This is a genomic window from Salmonella sp. HY31, assembly GCF_042604575.1.
GTDB classification, from domain to species: Bacteria; Pseudomonadota; Gammaproteobacteria; order Enterobacterales; family Enterobacteriaceae; genus Salmonella; species Salmonella diarizonae.
This window is the reverse complement of sequence record NZ_CP170479.1, coordinates 1,750,839-1,775,678: the sequence shown is the minus strand read 5'-3', so window position 1 is coordinate 1,775,678 and position 24,840 is coordinate 1,750,839. Positions and strand designations below refer to the sequence as shown.

Genomic DNA, 24,840 nt, shown 5'->3' with positions numbered 1-24,840 from the left:
TTACTCCTTAGCTGCGGCCAGCCAGCGCGATAAACGCTGCGCAAAGGCGGCCTGGCTTTCCAGTAATTCATCACCCGTCACGAGCGGCGTCGGGCGCGCAATAACGATGCAGGGAATGCCCGCATCCAGACAGGGCCGGACTTTTTCCTGATATCCCCCCTCCGCGCCGGACGCTTTGGTAATGACCACGTCGGCCCGGCATTGGTGGTAAAACGCGGCGTTGAAATCAGCGCTGAACGGCCCGCACAGTGCGAAAATCTCTCCAACGCCGAACCCCAGTTCGCTGCAGCGTTGAATCACCTCCGCCACGGGCAGTACGCGCGCCAGCAACGTTTTTTCCGCCAGTCCGGCACGCCAGACGGCCAAATCTTTACTGCCGGTCGTCAGTAAAACGCGCGGACCAAAACGCCTCGCTATCTCGCAGGCATCGGCAATACTGCGCGCCGTATAGAGAAGCGGATGCGTCAGATTGCTAAGCTGATCCGGACGCTGATAACGACTTAACAACACGCCCGCCGTTTCACAGGCGCGAAGGAGGTTATGGCTGACCATTTCCGCATAGGGATGCGATGCGTCTATTACCCAGCGAGTGCGGTTTTCTTTTAGCCAGGCGACCATCTGCCCGTACTCCAGACGACCGCAGCGCACCTGTCCTTTAATATCGCCAGCCAGCGCTTTTCCGGCTGGCGTCGCCACGGATAAGGTGTATGCGACTTTCGCCGCATCCAGTTGTCGGCATAACGCGCGCGCATCGCTGGTACCGCCCACCACCAGCACCTCCCCCTCTTTCACAGCGTGTAACCTCGCGGCGTGATCATCAGCCCATCCTGAACATAGGTCGTTTTATTACCGACAATGACCAGACTGGTCATATCTACCGGTTCAAAATCCATATCGCCGAGCGTAGTCAGCCATTTTTCCTCTTTCTTACGTCCAGCGGATTTCACCACGCCAACCGGCGTTTGCGCACTTTTACTGGCGGCAAGCAGTTCAAACGCGCGCGCCAGATGCCCTTCGCGCCCGCGGCTACGCGGGTTGTAAAAACAGATAACAAAGTCTGCTTCTCCGGCAGCGACAATACGTTTTTCAATAACCGGCCACGGCGTGAGCAAATCACTCAGGCTGATATGGCAGAAGTCATGCATCAGCGGCGCGCCCAGTAAAGAGGCGGCGGCGATGCTGGCGGTCATGCCAGGAATGAGCCGCACCTCAACGTCCAGTTTCTGTTTGCCGACCAGTTCCAACACCAGACCCGCCATGCCGTAAATCCCCGCATCGCCGCTGCTGATTAGCGCTACGTTATGCCCGGCCTGCGCCAGTTCAATAGCCGCCTGGCAGCGTTCAATCTCCTTACACATGCCGGTCTTGATCACCTGTTTGTCGCCGGTGAATGCTTTAACCAGATGGGTATAGGTTTTGTAGCCCACGACGATTTCCGCCGCCTGAAGCGCGTCGATAGCCTCCATCGTCATCATTGCCTGCGAACCGGGGCCAATACCAATTACGCTCAACATCAGTGTGCAACTCCTAAAGTAATAGTGACGCCCTGTTCTCGCAGGGTCTCGCCTAACAATTGTCCCTGGCTTAATAACCACGCTGCCGGGCCGGATACGCTGCTAACGCCCACCGTTTTTCTGACGAAGCCAGAACCAGGAAAATGGTGTTCGAATTCGCGCAACGCTTCGGCGGTAAAGGTTTTAAAAGGCACGCGGCAGCAGGAGGCGAGCTGAATAAGCCCCGGCTCCCCTTTTTTGAGCGTGACGCTGCCAATCGCTTTTAACGCCAGCGGATCGAGTTTTTGCGCTTCAAGCTGGCGCGCCAGTAATGTCGCTAACAGGGGAAATGGCGTATCGCGGCGACAGCCAATTCCCGCCACCACGCGCTGGGGCACCAGTTTCCAGTGCAGTACGGGAAGCTCAGGGAGGTCATTACGCAAAGAGACGCAGATCAGCACATCCAGTTCAGGCAACCGCTGCAAATCATCAACAGGGATAAAACCGCGAATATCGCACTGGCCGATGTCTTCCGTCAGTTCGGCATCCCACCATAACCCCACACGTTGATGACTAACCAACATCTGGTTAACGGTTTTTACCGCCGTTCGAAGATCAGTCATGCGGGCATTAAGCTGGAAAGCTAAGGTGTCCAACGCGGACATCTCATTGATATCCGTTGCCGTGGTAATCACCGGATCGGCGCCTAACATTCCTGCCAGGTAGCGCGTCAAGGCATTGGCCCCGCCCGCATGACCGGAAAGCAGGCTAATGACATGCTGACCACGTTCATCAATGACGACCACCGCCGGATCGCTGAACTTGTCGTTCACTAACGGCGCCAGGACACGAACGGCAATGCCGGTCGCGCCGATAAAAATGAGCGCGGTATAGGTGGTAAAAGCCTGCCGCGCGGTATTAGCGAATCCGCCGTCGAAGGGAATAAATCCCTCTTCCCGCAGTTTTTCACTGGTAAAGCAGGTTAACGGCAGCATCGCGGCAAGTCTCTTTGCCAGCGCCACACCGCCGGGCGTCAGGCAAAACAACGCAATGGATTCAGGCTTTACGGTATTCATGGCTAAAGTCCGCTGCATAGAGTCTTGAGTAGTGATACTCCTTACCCAGAAAATTCCCGACCAGGATCAGCGCCGTCTTACGGATGCCAGCATCACGTACTTTGTCGCTAATATCCGCTAACGTGCCGCGAACGGTCTGGCTTTCCGGCCAGGTAGCCTTATAGATGACCGCGACAGGCGTAGTTGCCGGATAACCGCCGACAATGAGACGTTCCGCCACCCGGTGAATACGCTGAACGGAGAGATAAATCGCCATCGACGTCTGGTGACTGGCGAAAGCCTCCAGTTGTTCGCGCGCCGGTACTGGCGTACGCCCTTCCAGACGGGTAATAATGAGACTCTGCGATACCTCCGGTACGGTATATTCCACGCCCAGCTCCGCCGCAGCGCCGAGAAACGCGCTGACGCCAGGCACTACCTGCCAGTCAATACCGCGGCGGGTTAACGCTTCGCCTTGCTCACGTACGGAGCCATACAGCGAGACATCGCCCGTTTGCAAACGCACCACCGTTTTTCCCGCTTTCACGCCCGCGACCATCAGCTCGATAATCTGCTCAAGATGCAGTTCGGCGCTGTCGTAGCGTTCTGCCTGCGCGGGGCAGTAATCCAGCAGTTCGGTATTGATCAGCGAACCGGCATAGATAACTACCTGCGCCTGTTGCAGCAGACGGTATCCTTTAAGCGTGATCAGCTCGCGATCGCCCGGCCCGGCGCCGACGAACCACACACAGCGTGGATCAAATGTCTCAGACATGGTTTTCTTCCTTCTGACAGGCGATAACAAAAACAGGATTGTTCGGTTTGAAATAGTGTCCCGCCCCCAGCGGCGTTAACGATGAGAGCTGAAGCTGTACACAGTCCATTCGGCATGCACCGATGCGCGCAAGATGCGCCAGAGCGCCATGGAGGTTTTCCTGCAAGATAAAGGTCATTACCAGGCGGCCACCGGGATGCAGATGGCGCATCGCCCAGTCAATCAGCGCCGTCAGATGCCCGCCGCTGCCGCCCATAAACACCGCATCGGCTTTCCTGGTTATGGTCATTGGCGCTTCGCCGGGGAGAATATCGATATTGCCACAGGCAAAGCGCTGACGATTCTCATCAAGCAACCGTAACGCGGCGGGATTGCGCTCAATAGCCGTCACCTGCAACGAAGGAAATTGCAGCGCCGCTTCAATTGAGACGCTTCCCGTTCCCGCCCCGACGTCAAGCAGGTGACTGGCGCGGTGGAGCTCAAGTTTCGACAGTGCCAGCGCCCGTACTGCCTCTTTGGTCATCGGTACGTTCTCGCCGCGCAGAAAAAGCTCATCTTTCATCAAGGATCACCACTGTACTCATTTCATAGTCGGCGTTCACCGCACTGACAGGTAGCCAGTGGATTCGCTCATTTTCCATCGCCAGATTTTCACCAATCACCATTAAGCGATGCCCTTTACCGCGCGCGACCAGTTCCCGCGCGATTTCCCGCGGGCCGCAGCGGGCGTCCGTGACCATCGCCACTTTGCGATGGCTCGCCAGTTGCTCGAAGCTGACGCAACGACCGTGACTACTGGTCAACCACATGTCATTCATATCAATTCCAGCCTGCGCGCACAGATACTGTACGGCGCTGATCCCTGGGATAATGCGAACATGCTCAATACCAAAATGGGCCACCATGCGCGTACCGATGCCATAAAACAGCGGATCGCCGGAGGCCAGCACCACGATCCGTTTATCCCGACGGGCGGCAATCCAGGACAACAACGCGCCAATATCCGCGCCCAGCGTAAATCGTTCGCCGCCAAACGTCGGAAACTGCGCCAAATGGCGTTTACCGCCTGCCAGCGCATCGGCATGGTCTATCGCTTCCAGCGCCGCAGGCGTCATCAAATGCCGTCCGGCGGGCCCCATTCCCACGACCGTTAGCATTGCAGCTCCTTAGCAATCTCGTCGACGGGACGATTACTACCGAGAATATGGTTATCAAAAGAAAACAGGATGGCGTCGCAGACAGGCAGCGTTTTGGTAAAACGCAGCATCTGTATGACTCGCAAACAAATACGCCTGGCAAGATGGTTGTAGATATGCCCGAAGCCATATGCTTCAATGTGCTCCATTGCCGCTTCGGTGGTATCGCAATCGCCGACCAGAGTGAGTAACTCCAGCGGCGCGCCCAGTAGAGCTAAATGCGCGACCAGCGTTTCCATCCGCGCATCGGCAATATGGCTATGGGTATGGAAGATCCCGGCAGCGATTTTGATCAATTTTCCAGGATGACCCACCAGCACTATCTGGCGAAATCCCAGCCGTACCGCCTCTTCAATCATGTAGCCGACAAAATTGCTCATGGTGACGACCGCCTGTGTGTCGACGCCCATTTGTTCGCGAACAAACCGTTCGCCGTGATTGCCCGGCACGAGTATCACCCGCGTTAATCCTGACGCCCGTTTGATCTCCAGCTCCAGCGATAGCGAGCGTTTCCAGCTTTCTTCCGACATCGGCGTCACAATGCCAGTAGTGCCAATAATGGAAATGCCGCCAAGAATGCCAAGCCGCGAGTTATACGTTTTTTGCGCCCGCGCTTCGCCTTCCGGGGCAAAAATCTCCACATCGGCCCCACGCGCCGGGCCTATCGCTTCGCGCATCGCAGACTCAATGGTATGGCGCGGCGTACGATTGATAGCGGCGCTCCCGAGCGGCAGTCCGACCCCTTTACGCGTTACCGTACCAATACCTTCGCCGCCAGTGAGCGTAATCTCACCGCTGTCGTTGAGCGTAACGCGGGCAAAAATCAACATCCCGTGCGTGGCATCCACGTCATCGCCGCCATCTTTACGAATTGCGGCTATCGCCTGCTGGCCTTCAATGTGCGGCGACTCCACGTTCAGGCATAGCGTGACGCCCGACGGCGTGACGATGGAGACCTGATGAATTAGATGTTGACGCAATATCATCAGCGCGGCGACTTTTGCCGCCGCCGTCGCGCAGGAACCGGTGGTATATCCTTTACGTAACGCTTTACCGTGATGCCAGACCGGCGCGTCAAAAGAAAGCTCGCTCATCAAGCCTCCCGGAGGTGATAAAGCAGCGCATTGACGATAGCGGCGGCTACGTTACTGCCGCCTTTACGCCCTAACGCGGCAATCGCCGGGAAATGGCTATGGGTGAGCGCCTCTTTGGACTCCGCAGCGCCAACAAAGCCTACCGGTACACCCACCACGCCGCTCACCGTCACGTTATGCTCAAGCAAACGGAACAGGGCCGTCGGCGCATTGCCGAAAACAAAGATTTTGTTTTTCTCCTCCTCGTCGATAGCAATATCAACAGCAGCCATTGAACGGGTAATCCCCTGCGTTTTTGCGGCGCGTATCACGCGCGGATCGCTGATATAACAACGACACTCGCCGCCAAACGTCGCCAGCAATCTTTTATTAATGCCGGACAGCGCCATCGTGGTATCGGTATAAATAATGCACGGATGGCGTAGCGCATCACAAAGCTGCTCCAGCGCATCAGCAGAGAACCACAAAATGTCCAGCCAGTCGAAATCGGCGGTGGTATGGATAACCCGCTTGATAATGGCCTCATGGAGCGGACTGGCGAAACGGTAATCGGGATGCGCTTCGCGAATAATGTCGCTAATAATGGTGAAACTATTGGCCTCAATGGTTTGGGGCTGCTGGATATAATGCATACTGTCGTCCTCAGGCCACGCCAGATAACCAGCACCGTGCCGCAATAAACAGCGCCAGCGCCAGGGTTGAAGCGACCCACATCAATCGAATCGTTCGGGAAATATCGTCTACGGAAATATCGCGCTGCGCGTCGCCGATCCAGGGTTTGTCCACACGCTCGCCAAAGTAGCTATTTGGGCCACCTAGCTGGATACCTAAGGCGCCGGCCACACAGGCTTCCGACCAGGCGCAATTTGGGCTACTGTGGTTATAACGGTCACGCCAGCCAATACGCAGCGCATGCCAACCACTCAGGCGACAAAGTCCTGCCGCAATGCCCAGCAACAGCCAGCTCAGTCGGGCGGGAAGATAGTTCGCTACGTCGTCCATACGGGCGCTAACCATACCAATCGCCCGATACTTTTCATGTTTGTAGCCCACCATTGAATCCAGGGTATTGACGGCTTTGTAGGCCATAGCCAGCGGCACGCCGCCGAGAAAGAGGAAAAAGAGCGGCGCGATAATGCCGTCAACGGTGTTCTCTGCAACCGTTTCCACCACGGCGCGATTGATCTGCTCTGGCTGAAGTTGCGACGTATCGCGCCCGACGATCCAGGAGAGTTTTATTCGGCTTTCCGCAAGGTCGTCCTCCCGTAACGGTCGTTCAACCTCCTGCGCGGCGCGGGCCAGAGAGCGTCCGGCCAGCGTGGTAAAGATCATCCAGACTTCGACGCTCCAGCCAAACCAGGGATGAATCCGCTGCGCCAGCGCCAGTACGCCCCACGCCATGCCCCAGGTCGCCCCGACAACCACAATCCACATTACGCCACCGCCAATCCGCAGCGCTTTGTCGCTGTGACAATAGCGACGCACAATTCGCTGCACAAACGTGATTAAACGACCTATCCAGCGTACCGGATGAGGCCAGTGTTGAGGGTCGCCGATGATAAAATCCAGCACCCAGGCGATACACCAGGCAAGGATCGTCATGATACGCGCCTCGCCGCCGCCAGCCAGTGCTGCAACATTTCCGGACGCTGGGCGAAATGGACATGCAGGTAGCTGGCAAACGTGTTGCCTGTCTGCCAGCCGCCAGTCCATTCCTGTAACACGCGGTCATCGCGAACCTTACGACAGGCCATAACGGCGGGTGTTTCGGGGATAAAATCTGAGTAGTGAAATTCATGACCGCGCACTATCTCGCCAGGCGCCGCCAATAGCGTTGGCTGCATAGCCCGCGCTTCACAGTAACCAAAGCGGGTAAGTCGCTTACCCATTTTGCTGTGGCCGGGGATAATATCCGCCATCTGATGAATTTCTCCGCCGCTATCCTCCAGAGTGCTCCCCAGATACATCAGACCGCCACACTCCGCATAAATCGCCGCGCCGCGCTGATGCGCAGCCCGCAAATGTTTTAACATCATCGTATTTGCCGCCAGATCCGCGGCGTATAATTCAGGATATCCACCGCCCAGCCAGATCATCTGACAGTCAGGCAATATGCGGTCATGCAGTGGGCTAAAACGCACAATGTTAACGCCGGCACGTTCCAGCAAATCGATGTTGTCGGGGTAATAAAAGTTAAAGGCTTCATCATCCGCCAGAGCAAGCGTCAGCCCTGCCCCCGCCGTTTTACCTGGGCGTTCAGGCCACGTTCCCGCCGGAAGCGCTGATAACAGACTCAGCGAGAGTAGCGCATCCACATCCACTGTTTGTTCCAGCGTAGCGACAAAATCATGCCATGATTGCTGATTGACGAGGGATTCTCTGGCGGTAATCAACCCCAGGTGGCGTTCAGGTAATGCGACGCCGTCGCAAGGAGGGACATACCCCAGTACCGGCAGTGAGCAATAATGTTCAATGGCATTTTTGAGGAGCTGATAGTGGGCGTCGCTAGTGACGCGATTCACAATCACGCCCGCGAGGTTGAGGGTCGGGTCGAAGTGCTGAAATCCCATAACGGTAGCCGCAAGCGACGTTGAAACAGCCTTGCCGTCCACCAGTAGTATGACCGGGCAGTCAAGCTGTTTTGCCATTGCGGCTGTACTGCAATAATTGGGGTCGACGCCATAGCCGTCATACAGCCCCATGACCCCCTCAATGACAGCGACATCCGCCCGCTGCATTTGTTCGCAAAATAAGGCGTTGAGAACAGGAGGAGGAAGCATGAAACTGTCAAGATTACGGGACACCACGCCACAGATAGCGGTATGCCAGCCGGTATCAAGGTAATCTGGCCCAACTTTAAACGGCTGTACGCGCAGCGCGCGTTTTTGCAGCAGCCTCAGCAAACCAAGCGTCACCGTGGTTTTGCCACAACCGCTTCCTGTGCCTGCAAGAATAAATGCGTGATGCCTTGCCGCCATTACCCTGATCCTGTTCAGGGTGGTAGGGGTATACAGGTACGCGCATGTTCAGTCTTTCGACTGTACGCGTCTTCGCAACCCACTTCCCACCGAAGTTGTTGGTTATCACCGACAGGCAGGTCTTCTGGCTTAGCGTCCTCCTCGCCCGTCCTTCCCAATCTTGCGATCAGTGGTCTTTACGGGGTCGTCAGCATCACAGCAGCGGGGGCTGCGGGGGATTTTCACCCCCTTCCCTACCACAAATGTGGCAAACCTGTTGGTTTACGTTATGGCTGTACGGCACACCCATAACGGCAATTAATAATGTGCTACATTTTACATTTCTGTGAGCAATAGCCTGAGCGGTTGCTCATCTGACGTTAATCTACTCATCCTTACCGGTATATTGACGATAGAACGTGTCGACAAAGCGTAATAAAACTTATCTTTCCTAACACTGTACTTCATCACAAAAATAAAAACTGGTGCAGTTTATGCCCTAAATTTTATTATTTTGTTGCGCTATGACAATTTATTGTTACACCAGATAAATTTTCTTTCTGAAATGATTAAGATACAAAACACTATCAAAAATCGGCAATAGCAAAATATTGCTACTTATATCGATGGAGGGTGAGAACTCTCATTTATCTGCTGGCGGTAAACCTGCGGTGTAACCTGATAGGTCTGGCGGAAGACTTTGCAAAAATAGCTGGTTTGCGAAAAGCCTAAATTACGTGCAATACTGGCAATACTCCAGTCACTATGGCAAAGCAATTCTCTGGCGCTAACCATCCTTTGGCGATTCACCCACGCATTAAATCCGATCCCCTGATATTTCTTGAATAGCTTACTGAAATAATAGGGGCTGAGATAGACATGTGAAGCGACATCCTCCAGACGAAGATCGTCGGACAAATGCGCATCAATATAGCGAAGCGCTTTTTTCATTTTACTGTCATGCGGGCTGGGGCCACGAGCGGTTTTGTTTGTTTCCGATTTCTGCGGATTGTCTTTGATAACCACAAAATTGAGTTGTTTTTTCAGGCAATTCTCAACGATCAGTTTAAGCAGATCGGCGGAAGCGATAACTCGTGAATAGTCCATCTCTGGCACATTCCGAAATTCATTCAACAGCTCAGGGTCAGCCTGCCAGCGATCGTCGACATTAAGAATGTCTACCAGTTCCACGTCATTACTTAATCGAACCTGTCCGCATAAAACAAAGCCAACTAAATGCCCTGCAATTACCAGCGGAATAGAAAAATCCGTTAGCCCGGCATGACAACGATAAATACAGGGTTGATCGGACTTCGATGCCTCCAGTCCCCCGCAGCGATCGCTCATACGACAACGTGTACTATGCTGGGGATGTTGCCGCATCAACTGACAAAACGGCGTGAAATTGAATAGCTCAGATATTTCATCACCATGAATATTGACAACCACAACCGCCAGACCGGTGGCTTGTGCAAAATCCTGTGCGATTTTATTAATGAGTTCTGAGTTCAGAGCGCTCGCAGAAATCATGATAAAACCCCTCAGTTAATTTATTGTTATAAACAAAACACATTATTTACATTCACTTTTTATTACCATTATCCTGGCCCTGATAAAAAGTACAATGACAATACCAAAAGTCTCCCATTGCAGGGAGACGTTTTGATCAGTTCGTGAAAGCAGATCACGAAATTATCTCACCTGTTTTTACGATACATCATTGCTGTGAATCTGGTTCGCATTTTCTTCCGGTTTACAGCGATTACAAGGTAAATTCTTACCAATAAAATAGCGATATATGGCCGCTCCGGCACAGGCGCCGATAACAGGCGCGACAATTGGCACGATAAAGTAAGGGATCTCTCGCCCACCGCTCATCGCCATGTTCCCCCACCCCGCTAACCATGTGAACAGTTTGGGGCCGAAATCACGCGCCGGATTCATTGCAAAACCGGTAAGAGGCCCGGTAGACGCGCCGATAACGGCAACCAGTATCCCAATAAGCAAAGGCGCAAGCGGCCCTTTAGGAACGCCATTGCCATCATCCGTCAATGCCATGATCATGCCCATCAGAATCGACGTAATTACCACTTCCACTAACGCCGCCTGCCATACATTTAGCGCTGCGGCCGGATAGGTACTGAAAATGCTGGCTAATTGCAAACTTTCGACGCTACCGCGCACCATATGATGCGCAGTCTCAAATTCAATAAAAAGGCTACTATAAAGCGCATACGCCAGCAGAGCGCCACCAAAAGCGCCGGCAACCTGGGCAATAATATAAGGCAATACTTTCTGCCTGGGAAAGCAGGCAAACAGCCACAGCGCGATTGTCACCGCAGGATTAAGATGTCCGCCGGAGATCCCGGCCGTAAGGTAAACGGCCAGTGAAATCCCAAGCCCCCAAATAATGCAAATCTCCCATAATCCGAGGCTGGCGCCTGCGACTTTGAGCGCGCTCAAACAACCGATACCAAAAAACAAAAAGAGTCCGGTGCCTAAAAATTCCGCACCACATTGCGCTTTTAGAGAATCATTCATGTGACACCTTCTGAGCAAAGTTCGTGTCCTGACCAGCGCAAGTTTCGGCTGGCGGTAGAGTACAGCTAACCTCACTATAAAAAGTGCCGCCTGTAAATTGTTGGCAACCTGCGGACCTGTCTCCCGGAAAAATCGTGTTGCGATAGCAAAATTTTGCTTTCCCTATATTTTTATCAGCCCGTCATACGGGAAATATGAGCTATAAAATACGCCTGTGAGAATAATAAAATATTGCGCAAGCCAACTTATCAAGTTCGAATAAGCATCACATTTTGCGTCTTTCGCCATATCAAATAAAAATACTTCCGTCACTAACAAAAATGTAAAAATGAAATAATAAAAGCAAAATAATCATATAAATAATAATATATTAAACATTAATTATCAATGAGTTATAAAAACAAAAAGCAATTTAATCATATTGCTCCCCCATTATTTTATGATACTCAACAGCAAGTCAGCCATTCTTTTTCCTCGCATCTTCTTATAGTCATCACTATCGGGAAAACCCAGGCGAGGTCTTTATGCAACAAGAAGCGTTAGGAATGGTAGAAACCAAAGGCTTAACTGCCGCCATAGAGGCCGCAGACGCAATGGTGAAATCAGCCAATGTGATGTTGGTCGGCTACGAAAAAATTGGCTCAGGGCTGGTAACGGTTATCGTTCGCGGCGACGTCGGCGCGGTAAAAGCGGCTACCGACGCTGGCGCGGCAGCCGCGCGAAATGTAGGAGACGTAAAAGCCGTACACGTTATCCCACGCCCACATACCGATGTAGAAAAAATCTTACCAAAAGGAATTAACCCATGAGTAGCAATGAACTGGTGGAACAGATCATGGCGCAAGTGATTGCCCGTGTGGCGACGCCGGAAAAAACGGTTAGTTCTGATACCCCCCATCCCAAACGAGAGACGGCTATGGCAGAAAAAAGCTGCAGTTTAACGGAATTCGTCGGTACCGCGATTGGCGACACCATCGGTCTGGTGATCGCCAATGTAGACAGCGCCTTGTTAGAGGCGATGAAACTCGAAAAACGCTACCGCTCCATCGGTATTCTTGGCGCCCGTACTGGCGCAGGCCCCCATATTATGGCCGCGGATGAAGCGGTCAAAGCGACTAACACTGAGGTGGTCAGTATTGAGCTACCCCGCGATACCAAAGGCGGCGCGGGTCACGGATCGCTGATCATTTTAGGCGGAAACGACGTTTCCGACGTAAAACGCGGGATCGAAGTCGCACTGAAAGAGCTCGACCGTACCTTCGGCGATGTTTACGCCAATGAAGCTGGACACATCGAGCTGCAATATACCGCACGCGCCAGCTATGCGCTTGAAAAAGCCTTTGGCGCGCCAGTTGGACGCGCCTGCGGCGTAATTGTCGGCGCCCCTGCTTCCGTCGGCGTACTGATGGCTGATACCGCGTTGAAATCCGCCAACGTTGACGTCGTAGCGTATAGCTCTCCGGCACACGGCACCAGCTTTAGCAACGAAGCGATTCTGGTCATTTCCGGCGATTCCGGCGCAGTACGTCAGGCCGTGATCTCCGCTCGTGAAATTGGCAAAACCGTCCTTGCGACCCTCGGTGACGAACCGAAAAACGATCGCCCGTCCTATATCTGATATCCGTGAGGCTGATTCATGAGATCGAAAAGATTTGAAGCGCTGGCGAAACGCCCTGTAAACCAGGACGGTTTCGTTAAGGAGTGGATCGAAGAAGGCTTCATTGCAATGGAAAGCCCGAACGACCCAAAACCGTCTATCAAAATCGTTAACGGCGCCGTCACGGAGTTAGACGGTAAACCGGTGAGTGATTTTGACCTGATTGACCACTTTATTGCCCGTTACGGCATCAATCTGGCGCGAGCGGAAGAAGTTATGGCGATGGACTCCGTAAAACTCGCCAATATGCTGTGTGACCCTAATGTGAAACGCAGCGACATTGTTCCACTCACTACCGCCATGACGCCGGCAAAAATTGTCGAAGTCGTCTCGCAGATGAATGTGGTTGAGATGATGATGGCGATGCAAAAAATGCGCGCTCGTCGTACACCTTCTCAGCAGGCGCACGTCACCAACGTCAAAGATAATCCGGTACAGATAGCTGCGGATGCCGCCGAAGGCGCATGGCGTGGATTTGATGAACAGGAGACAACGGTAGCAGTAGCGCGTTATGCGCCGTTCAACGCTATTGCCCTTCTTGTTGGCTCACAGGTGGGCCGCCCCGGCGTACTGACCCAGTGTTCGCTGGAAGAAGCTACCGAACTCAAACTCGGGATGCTGGGCCATACCTGCTACGCCGAAACAATTTCCGTTTACGGTACGGAACCGGTCTTTACCGATGGCGATGATACGCCGTGGTCGAAAGGCTTTTTGGCCTCTTCTTACGCCTCTCGTGGCCTGAAAATGCGCTTTACCTCCGGCTCCGGCTCAGAAGTGCAGATGGGCTATGCCGAAGGCAAATCCATGCTTTATCTGGAAGCGCGCTGCATTTACATCACCAAAGCGGCTGGCGTTCAGGGGCTGCAAAACGGATCGGTCAGCTGTATTGGCGTACCGTCCGCGGTACCGTCAGGCATCCGCGCCGTATTGGCGGAAAACTTAATCTGCTCGTCGTTAGATCTGGAATGCGCCTCCAGCAACGATCAGACCTTCACGCACTCGGATATGCGCCGTACTGCGCGCCTGCTGATGCAGTTTCTGCCGGGGACCGACTTTATTTCCTCCGGCTATTCCGCGGTACCGAACTACGACAACATGTTCGCCGGCTCTAATGAAGATGCCGAAGACTTTGACGATTACAACGTCATTCAACGCGACCTGAAAGTCGACGGCGGTCTGCGCCCGGTTCGCGAAGAAGACGTTATCGCTATCCGCAATAAAGCTGCCCGCGCGCTACAGGCCGTCTTTGCCGGTATGGGGTTGCCGCCGATCACCGATGAAGAGGTTGAGGCCGCAACTTACGCTCACGGTTCGAAAGATATGCCTGAACGCAACATCGTTGAAGATATTAAGTTCGCGCAGGACATCATCAACAAAAACCGTAACGGTCTGGAAGTGGTGAAAGCGCTTGCCAAAGGCGGCTTCCCGGATGTCGCTCAGGACATGCTCAACATTCAGAAAGCCAAGCTGACCGGAGACTACCTGCATACTTCCGCCATTATCGTCGGCAGTGGACAAGTGCTCTCGGCGGTGAACGACGTTAATGATTATGCCGGACCGGCAACAGGTTATCGCCTGCAAGGCGAACGCTGGGAAGAGATTAAAAATATCCCTGGCGCACTCGATCCCAACGAACTTGGCTAAGGGGTGAAAAATGGAAATTAATGAAAAACTGCTGCGTCAGATAATCGAAGACGTACTGTCAGAAATGCAAACCAGCGACACGCCGGTTTCGTTTCACGCCCCTTCAGCAACCGCCGCTGCACAAACCACTGCACCTGGCGGAGAATGTTTTTTGACGGAAATTGGCGAAGCGAAACAGGGAACGCAGCAGGATGAAGTCGTCATTGCCGTTGGACCAGCGTTTGGCCTGTCACAGACCGTCAATATTGTCGGATTACCGCATAAAAGCATTCTGCGTGAAGTCATTGCCGGGATTGAAGAAGAAGGTATCAAAGCGCGTGTCATTCGCTGTTTTAAATCTTCCGATGTCGCCTTTGTAGCCGTTGAAGGCAACCGACTGAGCGGGTCTGGTATTTCTATCGGCATTCAGTCAAAGGGTACAACCGTTATTCATCAGCAAGGCCTGCCGCCGCTTTCTAACCTGGAGCTGTTTCCACAGGCACCGCTTCTGACGCTGGAGACCTATCGCCAGATTGGTAAGAACGCCGCGCGCTACGCAAAACGCGAATCACCACAGCCAGTCCCAACGCTGAACGATCAAATGGCTCGTCCGAAGTACCAGGCAAAATCGGCCATTTTGCACATTAAAGAAACGAAATACGTTGTGACGGGTAAAAACCCGCAAGAACTGCGCGTGGCGCTTTAAAAAAGGATACCTCCATGAATACCGAAGCAATTGAATCTATGGTTCGGGACGTGTTAAGCCGCATGAATAGCCTGCAGGGGCAAACCTCTGTGTCGGCCGCCGCGGGAACGTCAACGCACACGGCGAAAGTCAGCGATTATCCGCTGGCAAATAAACATCCAGAATGGGTAAAAACCGCCACCAATAAAACGCTGGATGATTTCACGCTGGAAAACGTACTGAGCGACAACGTCACCGCCCAGGATATGCGAATTACGCCAGAAACACTGCGTATTCAGGCGGCTATCGCTAAAGATGCCGGACGCGATCGCCTCGCGATGAACTTCGAACGCGCGGCAGAGTTAACCGCCGTACCCGACGATCGCATTCTGGAAATCTACAACGCCCTGCGTCCCTATCGCTCCACAAAAGAAGAGCTGATGGCCATCGCGGACGATCTGGAATCACGCTATCAGGCAAAGATATGCGCTACTTTCGTTCGTGAAGCCGCCACGCTGTATGTCGAACGCAAAAAACTCAAAGGCGACGATTAAGCGCGGGAGCGGATATGCAATATATAGCTGGCATAGATATCGGTAACTCCTCAACGGAAGTCGCACTGGCAGCGTTGAGTGATTCAGGCGAGCTGATAATAAAAAGCAGCTCTCTGGCAGAAACCACCGGAATCAAAGGCACATTGCGGAATGTGTTCGGCATTCAGGAGGCGCTTGCGCTTGCCGCAAAAAACGCAGGCATCAATATCAGCGATATTTCGCTTATTCGCATCAATGAAGCTACCCCAGTTATCGGCGATGTGGCGATGGAGACCATAACGGAAACCATCATCACCGAATCAACGATGATCGGTCATAACCCCAAGACCCCCGGCGGCGTGGGTTTGGGCGTTGGCGTAACGATTACGCCGCAAGAACTGCTCACCTGCCCGGCAGATAAACCTTACATTCTGGTAGTCTCTTCCGCCTTTGACTTTGCTGACGTCGCGACCATGATCAATGCCGCTGCGCGCGCCGGTTATCAGCTAACCGGCGTTATCTTACAGCAGGATGATGGCGTGCTGGTCAGCAACCGGCTGGAAAAACCGCTGCCTATCGTGGACGAAGTTCGTTATATCGACCGAATTCCACTGGGAATGCTGGCGGCAATAGAAGTTGCCGTTCCAGGAAAAGTGATCGAAACGCTGTCCAATCCTTACGGCATTGCTACCGTCTTTAATCTTAATTCGGAAGAGACCAAAAATATTGTGCCGATGGCACGCGCGCTAATTGGCAACCGCTCGGCGGTGGTGGTGAAAACACCCTCAGGGGATGTAAAAGCCCGCGCGATCCCCGCTGGCAATATTGAGCTGCTTTCACAGGGACGCACTCAGCGCGTTGACATCGCCGCCGGTGCCGATGCCATTATGAAAGCTGTGAGCAACTGCCCTCGTCTTGATAACGTCACGGGTGAAACTGGCACCAACATCGGCGGAATGCTGGAACATGTCCGTCAAACCATGGCGGAACTGACCAATAAACCCAGCGCTGAAATCTTTATCCAGGATTTATTGGCTGTTGATACCTCCGTTCCGGTGAACGTGACGGGCGGACTGGCCGGAGAGTTTTCCCTGGAGCAGGCAGTAGGCATAGCCTCAATGGTGAAATCGGACCGTCTCCAGATGGCCATGATTGCACGTGAGATTGAGCAAAAACTCAGCATTAACGTCCAGGTCGGCGGCGCAGAAGCGGAAGCCGCTATTTTGGGCGCACTAACCACGCCCGGCACAACGCGCCCACTGGCTATTCTGGATTTAGGCGCAGGCTCAACAGATGCTTCCATCATTAATCCCAAAGGTGAAATTATCGCCACGCATCTCGCTGGTGCGGGCGATATGGTCACGATGATTATTGCGCGTGAGCTGGGACTTAATGATCGCTACCTTGCGGAAGAGATCAAAAAATACCCGTTAGCAAAAGTGGAAAGTCTTTTTCACCTTCGCCATGAGGATGGCAGCGTTCAGTTCTTCCCCGCTCCGCTTCCTCCTGAAGTATTCGCTCGTGTCTGCGTCGTCAAACCAGGTGAACTGGTGCCGCTTCCGGGAGATATAGCGCTGGAAAAAGTGCGCGCTATTCGCCGCAGCGCAAAAGAGCGCGTATTTGTCACCAACGCATTGCGGGCGCTACGCCAGGTCAGCCCAACGGGCAATATCCGCGACATTCCGTTTGTTGTCCTGGTCGGTGGTTCGGCGCTTGATTTCGAAGTACCGCAGCTCGTTACTGACGCGCTGGCGCATTATCGTCTGGTGGCCGGACGCGGCAATATTCGTGGGACAGAAGGCCCAAGAAACGCTGTCGCCACAGGGCTGATTCTCTCCTGGCATAAGGCATTTGCTCATGGAAAGTAATCACAATTTACCCGCTATCGTTATCACCACTCTGGGATGCCATATATCCGACTGGCAACACGTATTGCTGGGTATTGAGGAAGAAGGCATACCCTGGGTTGTGCAGGAACAAGAGGCTGGCGAGGTGATCTATCAGGCATGGCTTGCCGCCAGCCGCTCCCCCTTGCTCGTCGGCATCGCTTGCGATCGGGAAAAACTGATAGTGCATTACAAAAATCTTCCCCCATCAGCGCCGCTTTTTACGCTGACGTATCACCAAAACAACCGCGCTCAGCGATGCACCGGCAATAACGCTGCGCGACTGGTTAAAGGCATTCCTTTCAGGGAATGTGACTCATCATCGACAGGAGAAAAGCAGTATGAATAACGCACTAGGACTGGTTGAAACAAAGGGGCTGGTCGGCGCCATTGAAGCCGCTGATGCCATGGTGAAATCTGCCAATGTGCAACTGGTTGGCTATGAAAAAATTGGCTCCGGTCTCGTCACCGTTATGGTTCGCGGCGATGTCGGCGCGGTGAAAGCAGCCGTTGATGCGGGCAGCGTCGCGGCAAGTGCGGTAGGCGAAGTGAAATCCTGCCATGTTATTCCGCGTCCGCATAGCGACGTTGAGGCTATTTTACCTAAATCCGCCTGACTGGCAGCAAATAAGGAGCACAGCGTGAAGCAATCACTGGGATTACTTGAAGTTAGTGGTCTGGCATTAGCCATCAGTTGCGCGGATGTCATGGCGAAAGCCGCTTCCATCACGCTGGTGGGCCTCGAAAAAACTCACGGCTCAGGCTGGACGGTGATCAAAATCACCGGTGATGTGGCCTCCGTTCAGGCGGCCATCATCACCGGCGCAAGTTTTGCCGACCAACGGCATGGTCTGATTGCTCATAAAGTGATCGCCAGGCCAGGAGACGGTATTTTAGCCGTTATCCCCGAATCCGCTCCCGCCATTGCGCAGGCAACGCCGATTAAGGAACCTCAACTGCCAGATTTATCGCCTCTTATTAGCTGCAATTTATGCCTGGACCCTGCCTGCAAGCGCCAAAAGGGCGAACCCCGCACGCAATGTCTGCATTCAGGAAAACGAGGCGACGCGTAATGGATAAAACGCTTCTTGAATCCACGGTTCATAAAGTGCTGGATGAGCTGCGCAATCGCCCCATTCCGCTCGGCGTTTCAAATCGGCATATCCATCTCTGCGCCGCAGATTACGCGCGACTTTTCCCCGAACAGGCCATCCGCGAAAAAAAAGCGCTACTGCAACCGGGACAATACGCGGCGGAACAGACCGTCACGCTGGCTGGCCCTAAAGGTCAGTTAAAAAAGGTTCGACTGCTGGGCCCGCTGCGAAGCATAAGCCAGGTTGAAATATCCCGGACCGACGCCAGGACATTAGGTATCACCGCGCCGCTACGTATGTCTGGTGATTTGCAAGGAACCCCGGGCATTCGTCTGATAAGCCCGTTCGCTGAACTGGAGTTAGCGTCCGGGGTCATCGTCGCTCAACGCCACATTCATATGTCCCCGCTTGATGCGCTGATCTTCCGCGTGGCGCATGGCGATACCGTTTCTGTCGCCATTGAAGGCAGCGAACGCAGGCTTATTTTCGACAATGTCGCAATTCGCGTCTCGCCGGATATGCGTCTGGAGATGCATATCGACACGGATGAAGCTAATGCCGCCGGCGCCGACGATCCTCATACTTTCGCTTCTTTGGTAGCCCGACGATGAACGAAGACAAAGTACAACGCATTGCTGAAGAGGTCGTCTTTCGTCTGCAGCGACGGGCGCAAAGCAATATTGCGCTTAGCACAGCCCAGCTCCGGGACGCCGATTCACGCACGCTGTTTTCCCGGTATGGCAATCTGCGCATTTTGCTGGCGGATCTGCCTTTGCTCAGGGGAATTGCCGAACAAAACGACAACGATATTGCCGCCATAAAGCTCCACTACGCACTTGCGCTGGGGGTCAATGTACAAATATCGCTATGCCGTTCTTTGTTGACGTCCTTACCGGTGAAAAAGCTGGCGCGTCTGCCGTTGAGCTTCTGTGATGAAAATGGTCAGTCCATCATTCTGCACTCAGGTCAGCTCCTGAGTTATGCCGATGTTGCCCGACTAAGGCGCCAGATTCTGGTACTTCGTCGCCGATGCATCGTTACCGCACTGGCCCACGAAGCGGCCAGCGTCCGAAACATTCAACTGATTAGGCAGGAGTAAATCATGCATCTGGCTCGCGTCACAGGCGCAGTGGTCTCCACGCAAAAATCCCCCTCTCTGGTCGGGAAAAAGCTCTTACTGGTACGCAGAGTCAGTGCTGACGGACACCTTCCGCAACAGCCAGCGAATGGCGACGAAGTTGCCGTTGACTCCGTAGGCGCTGGCGTTGGCGAACTGGTTCTGCTTAGTAGCGGCTCCAGCGCCAGGCATGTTTTTTCCGGTCCTAACGAAGCCATCGATCTCGCAGTTGTCGGTATTGTCGACACGCTTTCACGTTGAGGTGAACTATGACGATTTACACCCGAACTGGCGATGCAGGTACTACGGCTTTATTTAGCGGACAACGCGTCAGTAAAACGCATCCACGCGTCGAAGCGTATGGCACGCTGGATGAGCTCAATGCCGCGTTAAGCTTATGCGTGTGCGCCACACACCATCCACAGCATCGTCGCTTTCTCGAATCCGTCCAGCAGCAAATATTCTGGTTTAGCGCCGAACTGGCCAGTGAAAGTGAGCAACCTAACCCAGGCCAGCGTTATATCAGCACCGAAGAAATTGCCGTACTGGAAGCGACGATAGACGCGGCAATGTCACGCGTTGCCGTTGTACACAGTTTTATTTTACCGGGTCGCTGCGAAGCGGCGAGCCGCCTGCACTTCGCACGAACGCTTACGCGTCGAGCCGAAAGACGCCTGGTGGAGTTGAGCGCAGATATCGCCGTCAGACAGGTGCTCATGCGTTACATCAACCGTCTGTCCGACTGTCTGTACGCACTGGCGCGCGCAGAAGATCATGACGCTCGCCAGCGCCACATTATTAACGAAGTGACCAGGCGTTATCTCGCCTCAACTTATCCCTCAACCATTAAGGAATCTTCTATGTCCCTTTCGTTTCAGGAGCTCCATCAGCTAATTCGCTCCGCCGTGGCGCGGGCAGAAGAGCTTCATGTTCCGGTTGTTATCAGCATTGTCGATGGTAACGGCACGCCAACCGTGACCTGGCGGATGCCCGACGCGTTGCTGGTCAGCAGCGAACTGGCGCCCAAAAAAGCCTGGACCGCCGTGGCCATGAAATCCGCCACCCATGAACTCGCCTCCGCCGTCCAGCCTGGCGCTGCGCTTTATGGTCTGGACACCCATATGCAGGGGAAAATCGTCACCTTTGGTGGCGGATTTGCATTGTGGCGTAACGGCGCACTGATTGGCGGTCTGGGTATCAGCGGCGGAAGCGTTGAACAGGACATGGATATTGCACAAGCCGCCATTGCGGCGATTGACGTGAGAACATATCAATGAATACATCTGAACTTGAGATGCTGATCCGCAATATTTTAAGCGAACAGCTAACGCCGGAAAAAACGCAAACTAAAGGAAACGGTATTTTTCAGACTGTTGATGAGGCGATTCGCGCCGCGCATCAGGCTTTCTTACGCTACCAACAATGCCCGCTAAAAACGCGTAGCGCCATTATTCACGCTATTCGCGCGGAGTTGGCGCCGCATCTGGCTTCGCTGGCGGAAGAAAGCGCAGCCGAAACGGGAATGGGCAATAAAGAAGATAAACTCCTCAAAAACAAAGCCGCGCTGGATAACACACCGGGTATTGAAGATCTCACCACAACGGCGCTCACCGGCGACGGCGGGATGGTGCTGTTTGAATATTCGCCGTTTGGCGTTATCGGCTCCGTTGCGCCCAGCACTAACCCGACAGAAACGATTATTAATAACAGTATCAGTATGCTGGCGGCGGGAAACAGCGTTTATTTTAGCCCTCATCCCGGCGCAAAATCGGTGTCGCTCAAGCTGATCGGGATGATCGAAGAGATCGCTTTTCGCTGCTGCGGCATACGTAATCTGCTCGTCACCGTGGCAGAACCTACCTTTGAAGCGACACAGCAGATGATGTCGCATCCTGATATCGCCGTGCTGGCGATTACGGGCGGCCCGGGTATTGTCGCGATGGGCATGAAAAGCGGCAAAAAAGTGATTGGCGCTGGTGCAGGGAATCCGCCCTGCATCGTCGATGAAACCGCCGATCTGGTTAAAGCGGCGGAGGATATCATTAACGGCGCTGCCTTTGATTACAATCTGCCCTGTATTGCCGAGAAAAGCCTGATTGTTGTCGAGAGCGTTGCAGAACGCCTGATTCAGCAGATGCAAGCGTTTGGCGCGCTGCTTCTCAGCCCGTCGGACACCGATAAATTACGTACCGTCTGTCTACAGGATGGTCATGCGAATAAAAAACTGGTGGGTAAGAGCCCGGCGACGCTACTGGAAGCATCAGGCATCGCAACACCGGCAAAAACGCCTCGCCTGCTCATCGCGGTGGTGAATGCCGAAGATCCGTGGGTCACGTGTGAACAACTGATGCCCATGCTGCCCATTGTGAAAGTCAGCGATTTTGATAGCGCGCTGGCGTTGGCGCTAAAAGTCGAAGCGGGCCTTCACCATACCGCGATTATGCACTCAGAAAACGTGTCACGTCTGAATCTGGCGGCGCGTACCTTACAGACCTCCATATTCGTTAAAAATGGCCCGTCTTATGCGGGTATCGGCGTCGGCGGAGAAGGTTTTACCACCTTCACTATCGCCACGCCGACCGGAGAAGGTACGACGTCAGCACGCACATTCGCCCGTTCGCGGCGTTGCGTACTCACTAACGGCTTTTCTATCCGCTAACGAGGTTGTAATGAATACCTTTTCACTACAAACCAGGCTGTATAGCGGTCAGGGCAGTCTGAAGGCGCTTAAGCGTTTTACGAATAAACATATCTGGATTATCTGTGATGCTTTTCTGGCGCGATCGCCGCTGCTTGATACGCTGCGTAATGCCTTGCCAGCAAATAATCGTCTCAGCATTTTTAGCGACATTACGCCGGATCCTACTATCGGTACGGTCGTACAGGGTATTACGCAAATGCAGTCCCTGAATCCTGATGTTGTGATTGGTTTCGGCGGCGGTTCCGCGCTGGATGCCGCAAAAGCTATCGTCTGGTTCAGCCGAGAATTTGGCATCGAAATTGAAACCTGCGTGGCTATCCCTACCACCAGCGGAACGGGATCTGAAGTCACGTGCGCCTGTGTTATTAGCGATCCTGATAAAGGAATTAAATATCCATTATTTAATAACTCGCTTTATCCTGATATGGCTATTCTCGATCCGATGCTGGTAGTCAGCGTACCCGCCACTATTACGGCGAATACGGGTATGGATGTGTTGACCCACGCGCTGGAGGCCTATGTTTCGCTACGCGCCAACGACTTCACTGATGCCCTGGCGGAAAAAGCGACGCAAATCGTCTTTCAGTATCTTCCCGTAGCGGTCAATAAAGGCGACTGTCTGGCGACGCGCGGCAAAATGCACAATGCGTCAACGTTGGCCGGTATGGCGTTCAGCCAGGCCGGACTTGGTTTAAACCATGCCATCGCCCACCAGTTAGGCGGACAGTTTCATCTGCCGCACGGGCTTGCCAACGCTCTATTGCTTACCTCCGTTATCCGCTTTAATGCACACGACTCACGCGCGGCGAAGCGATACGCCAGGCTCGCCAAAGCCTGCCGTTTATGCCCGGAAAGCGCTAACGAAACGACTTGCCTCAATGCGTTAACACAGCGCGTTGAACAGCTCAAAAAGCAGTGCGCCATCCCAACGCTTGCTGAAGCGCTGAAAGATAAAAAACAAGCTTATACGCCGCGTATCCCTGCTATGGCGGAAGCGGCGCTGGCGGATATCACGCTGCAAACCAATCCGCGTACTGCCGATGCCATCGCTATTAGCGAGCTACTGGAGGCGATGTTATGAATACTGCTTCAACCGTCAACCTCGCCGATTACGACGCGCAAACTATCCGCGATCGCGTGCGCGCCGCTGGCGTGACGGGCGCTGGCGGCGCAGGATTTCCTACTCACGTAAAATTACAGGCGCAGGTCGACACATTTTTGGTTAACGCCGCCGAATGCGAACCTATGCTCAAAGTCGATCAGCAACTGATGGCCTTACAAGCTTCACGGCTGATTCGTGGCGTGCAGTACGCCATGAGAGCAACCGGCGCGCGTGAGGGCATCATTGCGCTTAAAGAAAAATATCAGACGGCAATCAAAGCGTTGACGCCGTTACTGACGCCAGCCATCCGATTGCATATGCTGCCGGATGTCTACCCTGCCGGTGATGAAGTATTAACGATATGGCTGGCAACAGGTCGTCGCGTCCCGCCAGCCGCGCTGCCTGTCAGCGTTGGCGTGGTGGTGAACAATGTGCAGACGGTACTGAATATCGCCAGAGCAGTTGAACAGCAGTATCCGGTTACTCGCCGAACGCTAACGGTCAATGGCGCAGTCGCAAGGCCGCTGACATTAACGGTTCCGCTGGGAATGCCGTTACGCGACGTGCTGGCGCTTGCGGGTGGCGCAACGGTGGACAATCCCGGGTTTATTAATGGCGGTCCGATGATGGGAAATCTGCTCCCTTCTCTGGATGCGCCCGTCACCAGGACGACCGGCGGCCTGCTGGTCTTGCCAAAAACGCATCCTTTGATCGCGCGTCGGATGCAAGACGATCGCACAATTCTCGCGATCGCCAGAACGGTTTGCGAGCAATGTCGGTTATGTACGGAGCTCTGCCCAAGACACTTAATCGGTCATGAGCTATCGCCGCATCTGCTGGTGCGCGCCGTTAATTATCACCAGGCCGCGACGCCCCAGCTCTTACTCAGCGCACTGACCTGCTCGGAATGTAACGTTTGTGAAAGCGTCGCCTGCCCGGTGGGCATCTCCCCGGTTCGCATCAATCGGATGCTTAAGCGCGAACTCAGGGCGCAGCATCAGCGCTACGAAGGACCGCTCCACCCGGCGGATGAGATGGCGAAGTACCGTCTGATTCCCATCAAACGGCTGATCGCCAAACTGGGTTTAAACGACTGGTATCACGACGCGCCATTCAACCCGTTCGAACCGCAGCCTGACAGGGTCATATTACTGCTGCGCCAGCATATCGGCGCCAGCGCGATCCCCTGCGTACAAAAAGGCGATCGCGTAGTGAGAGGACAATGTATCGCTGACATCCCGCAAGACGCATTAGGCGCGCCCATTCACGCCAGTATTGATGGCATCGTTCACGAAATCACCGATGAGGCCATCACGGTCGTAAGAGGTTAA

28 protein-coding genes and 1 riboswitch are annotated in these 24,840 nt (G+C 53.8%); of the genes, 16 read left to right on the top strand and 12 right to left on the bottom strand.

The genetic code is table 11. From position 1 onward, the window contains the following. From ACE15A_RS08225 to pduF, 12 genes are all read right to left on the bottom strand, one after another. Window positions 1–792 (bottom strand): cobalt-precorrin-6A reductase, encoded by a 792-nt coding sequence (locus ACE15A_RS08225; RefSeq protein ID WP_023249082.1) that lies wholly within the window; start codon window positions 790–792, stop codon window positions 1–3. Continuing rightward, a complete protein-coding gene (locus ACE15A_RS08220) occupies window positions 789–1,514 on the bottom strand; it encodes a precorrin-3B C(17)-methyltransferase (protein ID WP_023249083.1) in 726 nt (241 codons plus the stop codon). The genes ACE15A_RS08225 and ACE15A_RS08220 overlap by 4 nt, the downstream gene beginning before the upstream one ends. Then, window positions 1,514–2,569 carry a cobalt-precorrin 5A hydrolase gene (cbiG, locus tag ACE15A_RS08215; protein WP_023249084.1) on the bottom strand — a complete coding sequence of 352 codons (1,056 nt, stop codon included), beginning with the start codon at window positions 2,567–2,569 and terminating at the stop codon, window positions 1,514–1,516. The genes ACE15A_RS08220 and cbiG overlap by 1 nt, the downstream gene beginning before the upstream one ends. Beyond that, window positions 2,550–3,323 carry a cobalt-precorrin-4 methyltransferase gene (locus ACE15A_RS08210; protein WP_053510283.1) on the bottom strand — a complete coding sequence of 258 codons (774 nt, stop codon included), beginning with the start codon at window positions 3,321–3,323 and terminating at the stop codon, window positions 2,550–2,552. Before ACE15A_RS08210 ends, cbiG begins: the two co-directional genes overlap by 20 nt. Continuing rightward, window positions 3,316–3,885, bottom strand: coding sequence for a decarboxylating cobalt-precorrin-6B (C(15))-methyltransferase (locus ACE15A_RS08205; protein ID WP_053510286.1), 570 nt, complete (start codon window positions 3,883–3,885; stop codon window positions 3,316–3,318). The genes ACE15A_RS08210 and ACE15A_RS08205 overlap by 8 nt, the downstream gene beginning before the upstream one ends. Beyond that, window positions 3,875–4,480, bottom strand: a complete 606-nt coding sequence (locus ACE15A_RS08200) for a cobalt-precorrin-7 (C(5))-methyltransferase (RefSeq protein ID WP_053510288.1) — start codon at window positions 4,478–4,480, stop codon at window positions 3,875–3,877. Before ACE15A_RS08200 ends, ACE15A_RS08205 begins: the two co-directional genes overlap by 11 nt. Next, window positions 4,474–5,613: a cobalt-precorrin-5B (C(1))-methyltransferase CbiD gene (gene cbiD, locus ACE15A_RS08195; RefSeq protein WP_053510290.1), complete on the bottom strand. Its 1,140-nt coding sequence runs from the start codon at window positions 5,611–5,613 to the stop codon at window positions 4,474–4,476. Before cbiD ends, ACE15A_RS08200 begins: the two co-directional genes overlap by 7 nt. Next, window positions 5,613–6,245: a cobalt-precorrin-8 methylmutase gene (locus ACE15A_RS08190; RefSeq protein ID WP_053510292.1), complete on the bottom strand. Its 633-nt coding sequence runs from the start codon at window positions 6,243–6,245 to the stop codon at window positions 5,613–5,615. Before ACE15A_RS08190 ends, cbiD begins: the two co-directional genes overlap by 1 nt. Window positions 6,246–6,255: 10 nt before the next feature. Further along, window positions 6,256–7,215, bottom strand: a complete 960-nt coding sequence (cbiB, locus tag ACE15A_RS08185; protein ID WP_023245829.1) for an adenosylcobinamide-phosphate synthase CbiB — start codon at window positions 7,213–7,215, stop codon at window positions 6,256–6,258. Further along, window positions 7,212–8,591 carry a cobyrinate a,c-diamide synthase gene (locus ACE15A_RS08180; protein WP_023245830.1) on the bottom strand — a complete coding sequence of 460 codons (1,380 nt, stop codon included), beginning with the start codon at window positions 8,589–8,591 and terminating at the stop codon, window positions 7,212–7,214. Before ACE15A_RS08180 ends, cbiB begins: the two co-directional genes overlap by 4 nt. A 96-nt stretch (window positions 8,592–8,687) precedes the next feature. After that, a riboswitch (cobalamin riboswitch) is annotated at window positions 8,688–8,863 on the bottom strand. Between the two features lie 325 nt (window positions 8,864–9,188). Next, entirely contained in the window at window positions 9,189–10,100 is a 912-nt protein-coding gene (gene pocR / locus ACE15A_RS08175; RefSeq protein ID WP_023245831.1) for a regulatory protein PocR, read from the bottom strand. A gap of 177 nt (window positions 10,101–10,277) precedes the next feature. Then, a complete protein-coding gene (gene pduF / locus ACE15A_RS08170) occupies window positions 10,278–11,111 on the bottom strand; it encodes a propanediol diffusion facilitator PduF (RefSeq protein WP_023245832.1) in 834 nt (277 codons plus the stop codon). Window positions 11,112–11,635: 524 nt separating this feature from the next. Between pduF and pduA the strand changes: the two genes are divergently transcribed. From pduA to ACE15A_RS08090, 16 genes are read left to right on the top strand one after another with little or no spacing between them, the layout of a single operon-like run. Then, entirely contained in the window at window positions 11,636–11,920 is a 285-nt protein-coding gene (pduA, locus tag ACE15A_RS08165; RefSeq protein ID WP_001183617.1) for a propanediol utilization microcompartment protein PduA, read from the top strand. Further along, the gene (gene pduB / locus ACE15A_RS08160; protein WP_023245833.1) at window positions 11,917–12,729 is read left to right on the top strand and encodes a propanediol utilization microcompartment protein PduB; all 813 of its coding nucleotides are present in this window, start codon (window positions 11,917–11,919) and stop codon (window positions 12,727–12,729) included. Before pduA ends, pduB begins: the two co-directional genes overlap by 4 nt. Window positions 12,730–12,747: 18 nt before the next feature. Beyond that, the gene (gene pduC, locus ACE15A_RS08155; RefSeq protein WP_001256883.1) at window positions 12,748–14,412 is read left to right on the top strand and encodes a propanediol dehydratase large subunit PduC; all 1,665 of its coding nucleotides are present in this window, start codon (window positions 12,748–12,750) and stop codon (window positions 14,410–14,412) included. Window positions 14,413–14,422: 10 nt separating this feature from the next. Then, window positions 14,423–15,097: a propanediol dehydratase medium subunit PduD gene (pduD, locus tag ACE15A_RS08150; RefSeq protein WP_000405056.1), complete on the top strand. Its 675-nt coding sequence runs from the start codon at window positions 14,423–14,425 to the stop codon at window positions 15,095–15,097. Between the two features lie 14 nt (window positions 15,098–15,111). Continuing rightward, window positions 15,112–15,630, top strand: coding sequence for a propanediol dehydratase small subunit PduE (gene pduE, locus ACE15A_RS08145; RefSeq protein ID WP_053510294.1), 519 nt, complete (start codon window positions 15,112–15,114; stop codon window positions 15,628–15,630). Between the two features lie 14 nt (window positions 15,631–15,644). Beyond that, window positions 15,645–17,477, top strand: coding sequence for a diol dehydratase reactivase subunit alpha (locus tag ACE15A_RS08140; RefSeq protein ID WP_053510295.1), 1,833 nt, complete (start codon window positions 15,645–15,647; stop codon window positions 17,475–17,477). Continuing rightward, a complete protein-coding gene (locus ACE15A_RS08135; RefSeq protein ID WP_023179472.1) occupies window positions 17,467–17,844 on the top strand; it encodes a glycerol dehydratase reactivase beta/small subunit family protein in 378 nt (125 codons plus the stop codon). The genes ACE15A_RS08140 and ACE15A_RS08135 overlap by 11 nt, the downstream gene beginning before the upstream one ends. Further along, window positions 17,837–18,112: a propanediol utilization microcompartment protein PduJ gene (gene pduJ / locus ACE15A_RS08130; RefSeq protein ID WP_001057756.1), complete on the top strand. Its 276-nt coding sequence runs from the start codon at window positions 17,837–17,839 to the stop codon at window positions 18,110–18,112. The genes ACE15A_RS08135 and pduJ overlap by 8 nt, the downstream gene beginning before the upstream one ends. Continuing rightward, entirely contained in the window at window positions 18,113–18,568 is a 456-nt protein-coding gene (locus ACE15A_RS08125) for a BMC domain-containing protein (protein ID WP_264167659.1), read from the top strand. Further along, window positions 18,568–19,200, top strand: coding sequence for a phosphate propanoyltransferase (locus ACE15A_RS08120; protein ID WP_053510299.1), 633 nt, complete (start codon window positions 18,568–18,570; stop codon window positions 19,198–19,200). Before ACE15A_RS08125 ends, ACE15A_RS08120 begins: the two co-directional genes overlap by 1 nt. Continuing rightward, window positions 19,197–19,688 (top strand): microcompartment protein PduM, encoded by a 492-nt coding sequence (gene pduM / locus ACE15A_RS08115; protein WP_023245839.1) that lies wholly within the window; start codon window positions 19,197–19,199, stop codon window positions 19,686–19,688. Before ACE15A_RS08120 ends, pduM begins: the two co-directional genes overlap by 4 nt. 3 nt (window positions 19,689–19,691) lie before the next feature. After that, a complete protein-coding gene (locus tag ACE15A_RS08110) occupies window positions 19,692–19,967 on the top strand; it encodes a EutN/CcmL family microcompartment protein (protein WP_023179480.1) in 276 nt (91 codons plus the stop codon). A gap of 8 nt (window positions 19,968–19,975) precedes the next feature. After that, the gene (gene pduO, locus ACE15A_RS08105; protein ID WP_053510302.1) at window positions 19,976–20,983 is read left to right on the top strand and encodes a two-domain cob(I)yrinic acid a,c-diamide adenosyltransferase PduO; all 1,008 of its coding nucleotides are present in this window, start codon (window positions 19,976–19,978) and stop codon (window positions 20,981–20,983) included. Further along, entirely contained in the window at window positions 20,980–22,365 is a 1,386-nt protein-coding gene (pduP, locus tag ACE15A_RS08100) for a CoA-acylating propionaldehyde dehydrogenase PduP (RefSeq protein ID WP_023245841.1), read from the top strand. The genes pduO and pduP overlap by 4 nt, the downstream gene beginning before the upstream one ends. Window positions 22,366–22,375: 10 nt before the next feature. Continuing rightward, entirely contained in the window at window positions 22,376–23,488 is a 1,113-nt protein-coding gene (locus tag ACE15A_RS08095) for a 1-propanol dehydrogenase PduQ (RefSeq protein ID WP_064055890.1), read from the top strand. Further along, the gene (locus tag ACE15A_RS08090) at window positions 23,485–24,840 is read left to right on the top strand and encodes a 4Fe-4S dicluster domain-containing protein (protein WP_023245843.1); all 1,356 of its coding nucleotides are present in this window, start codon (window positions 23,485–23,487) and stop codon (window positions 24,838–24,840) included. Before ACE15A_RS08095 ends, ACE15A_RS08090 begins: the two co-directional genes overlap by 4 nt.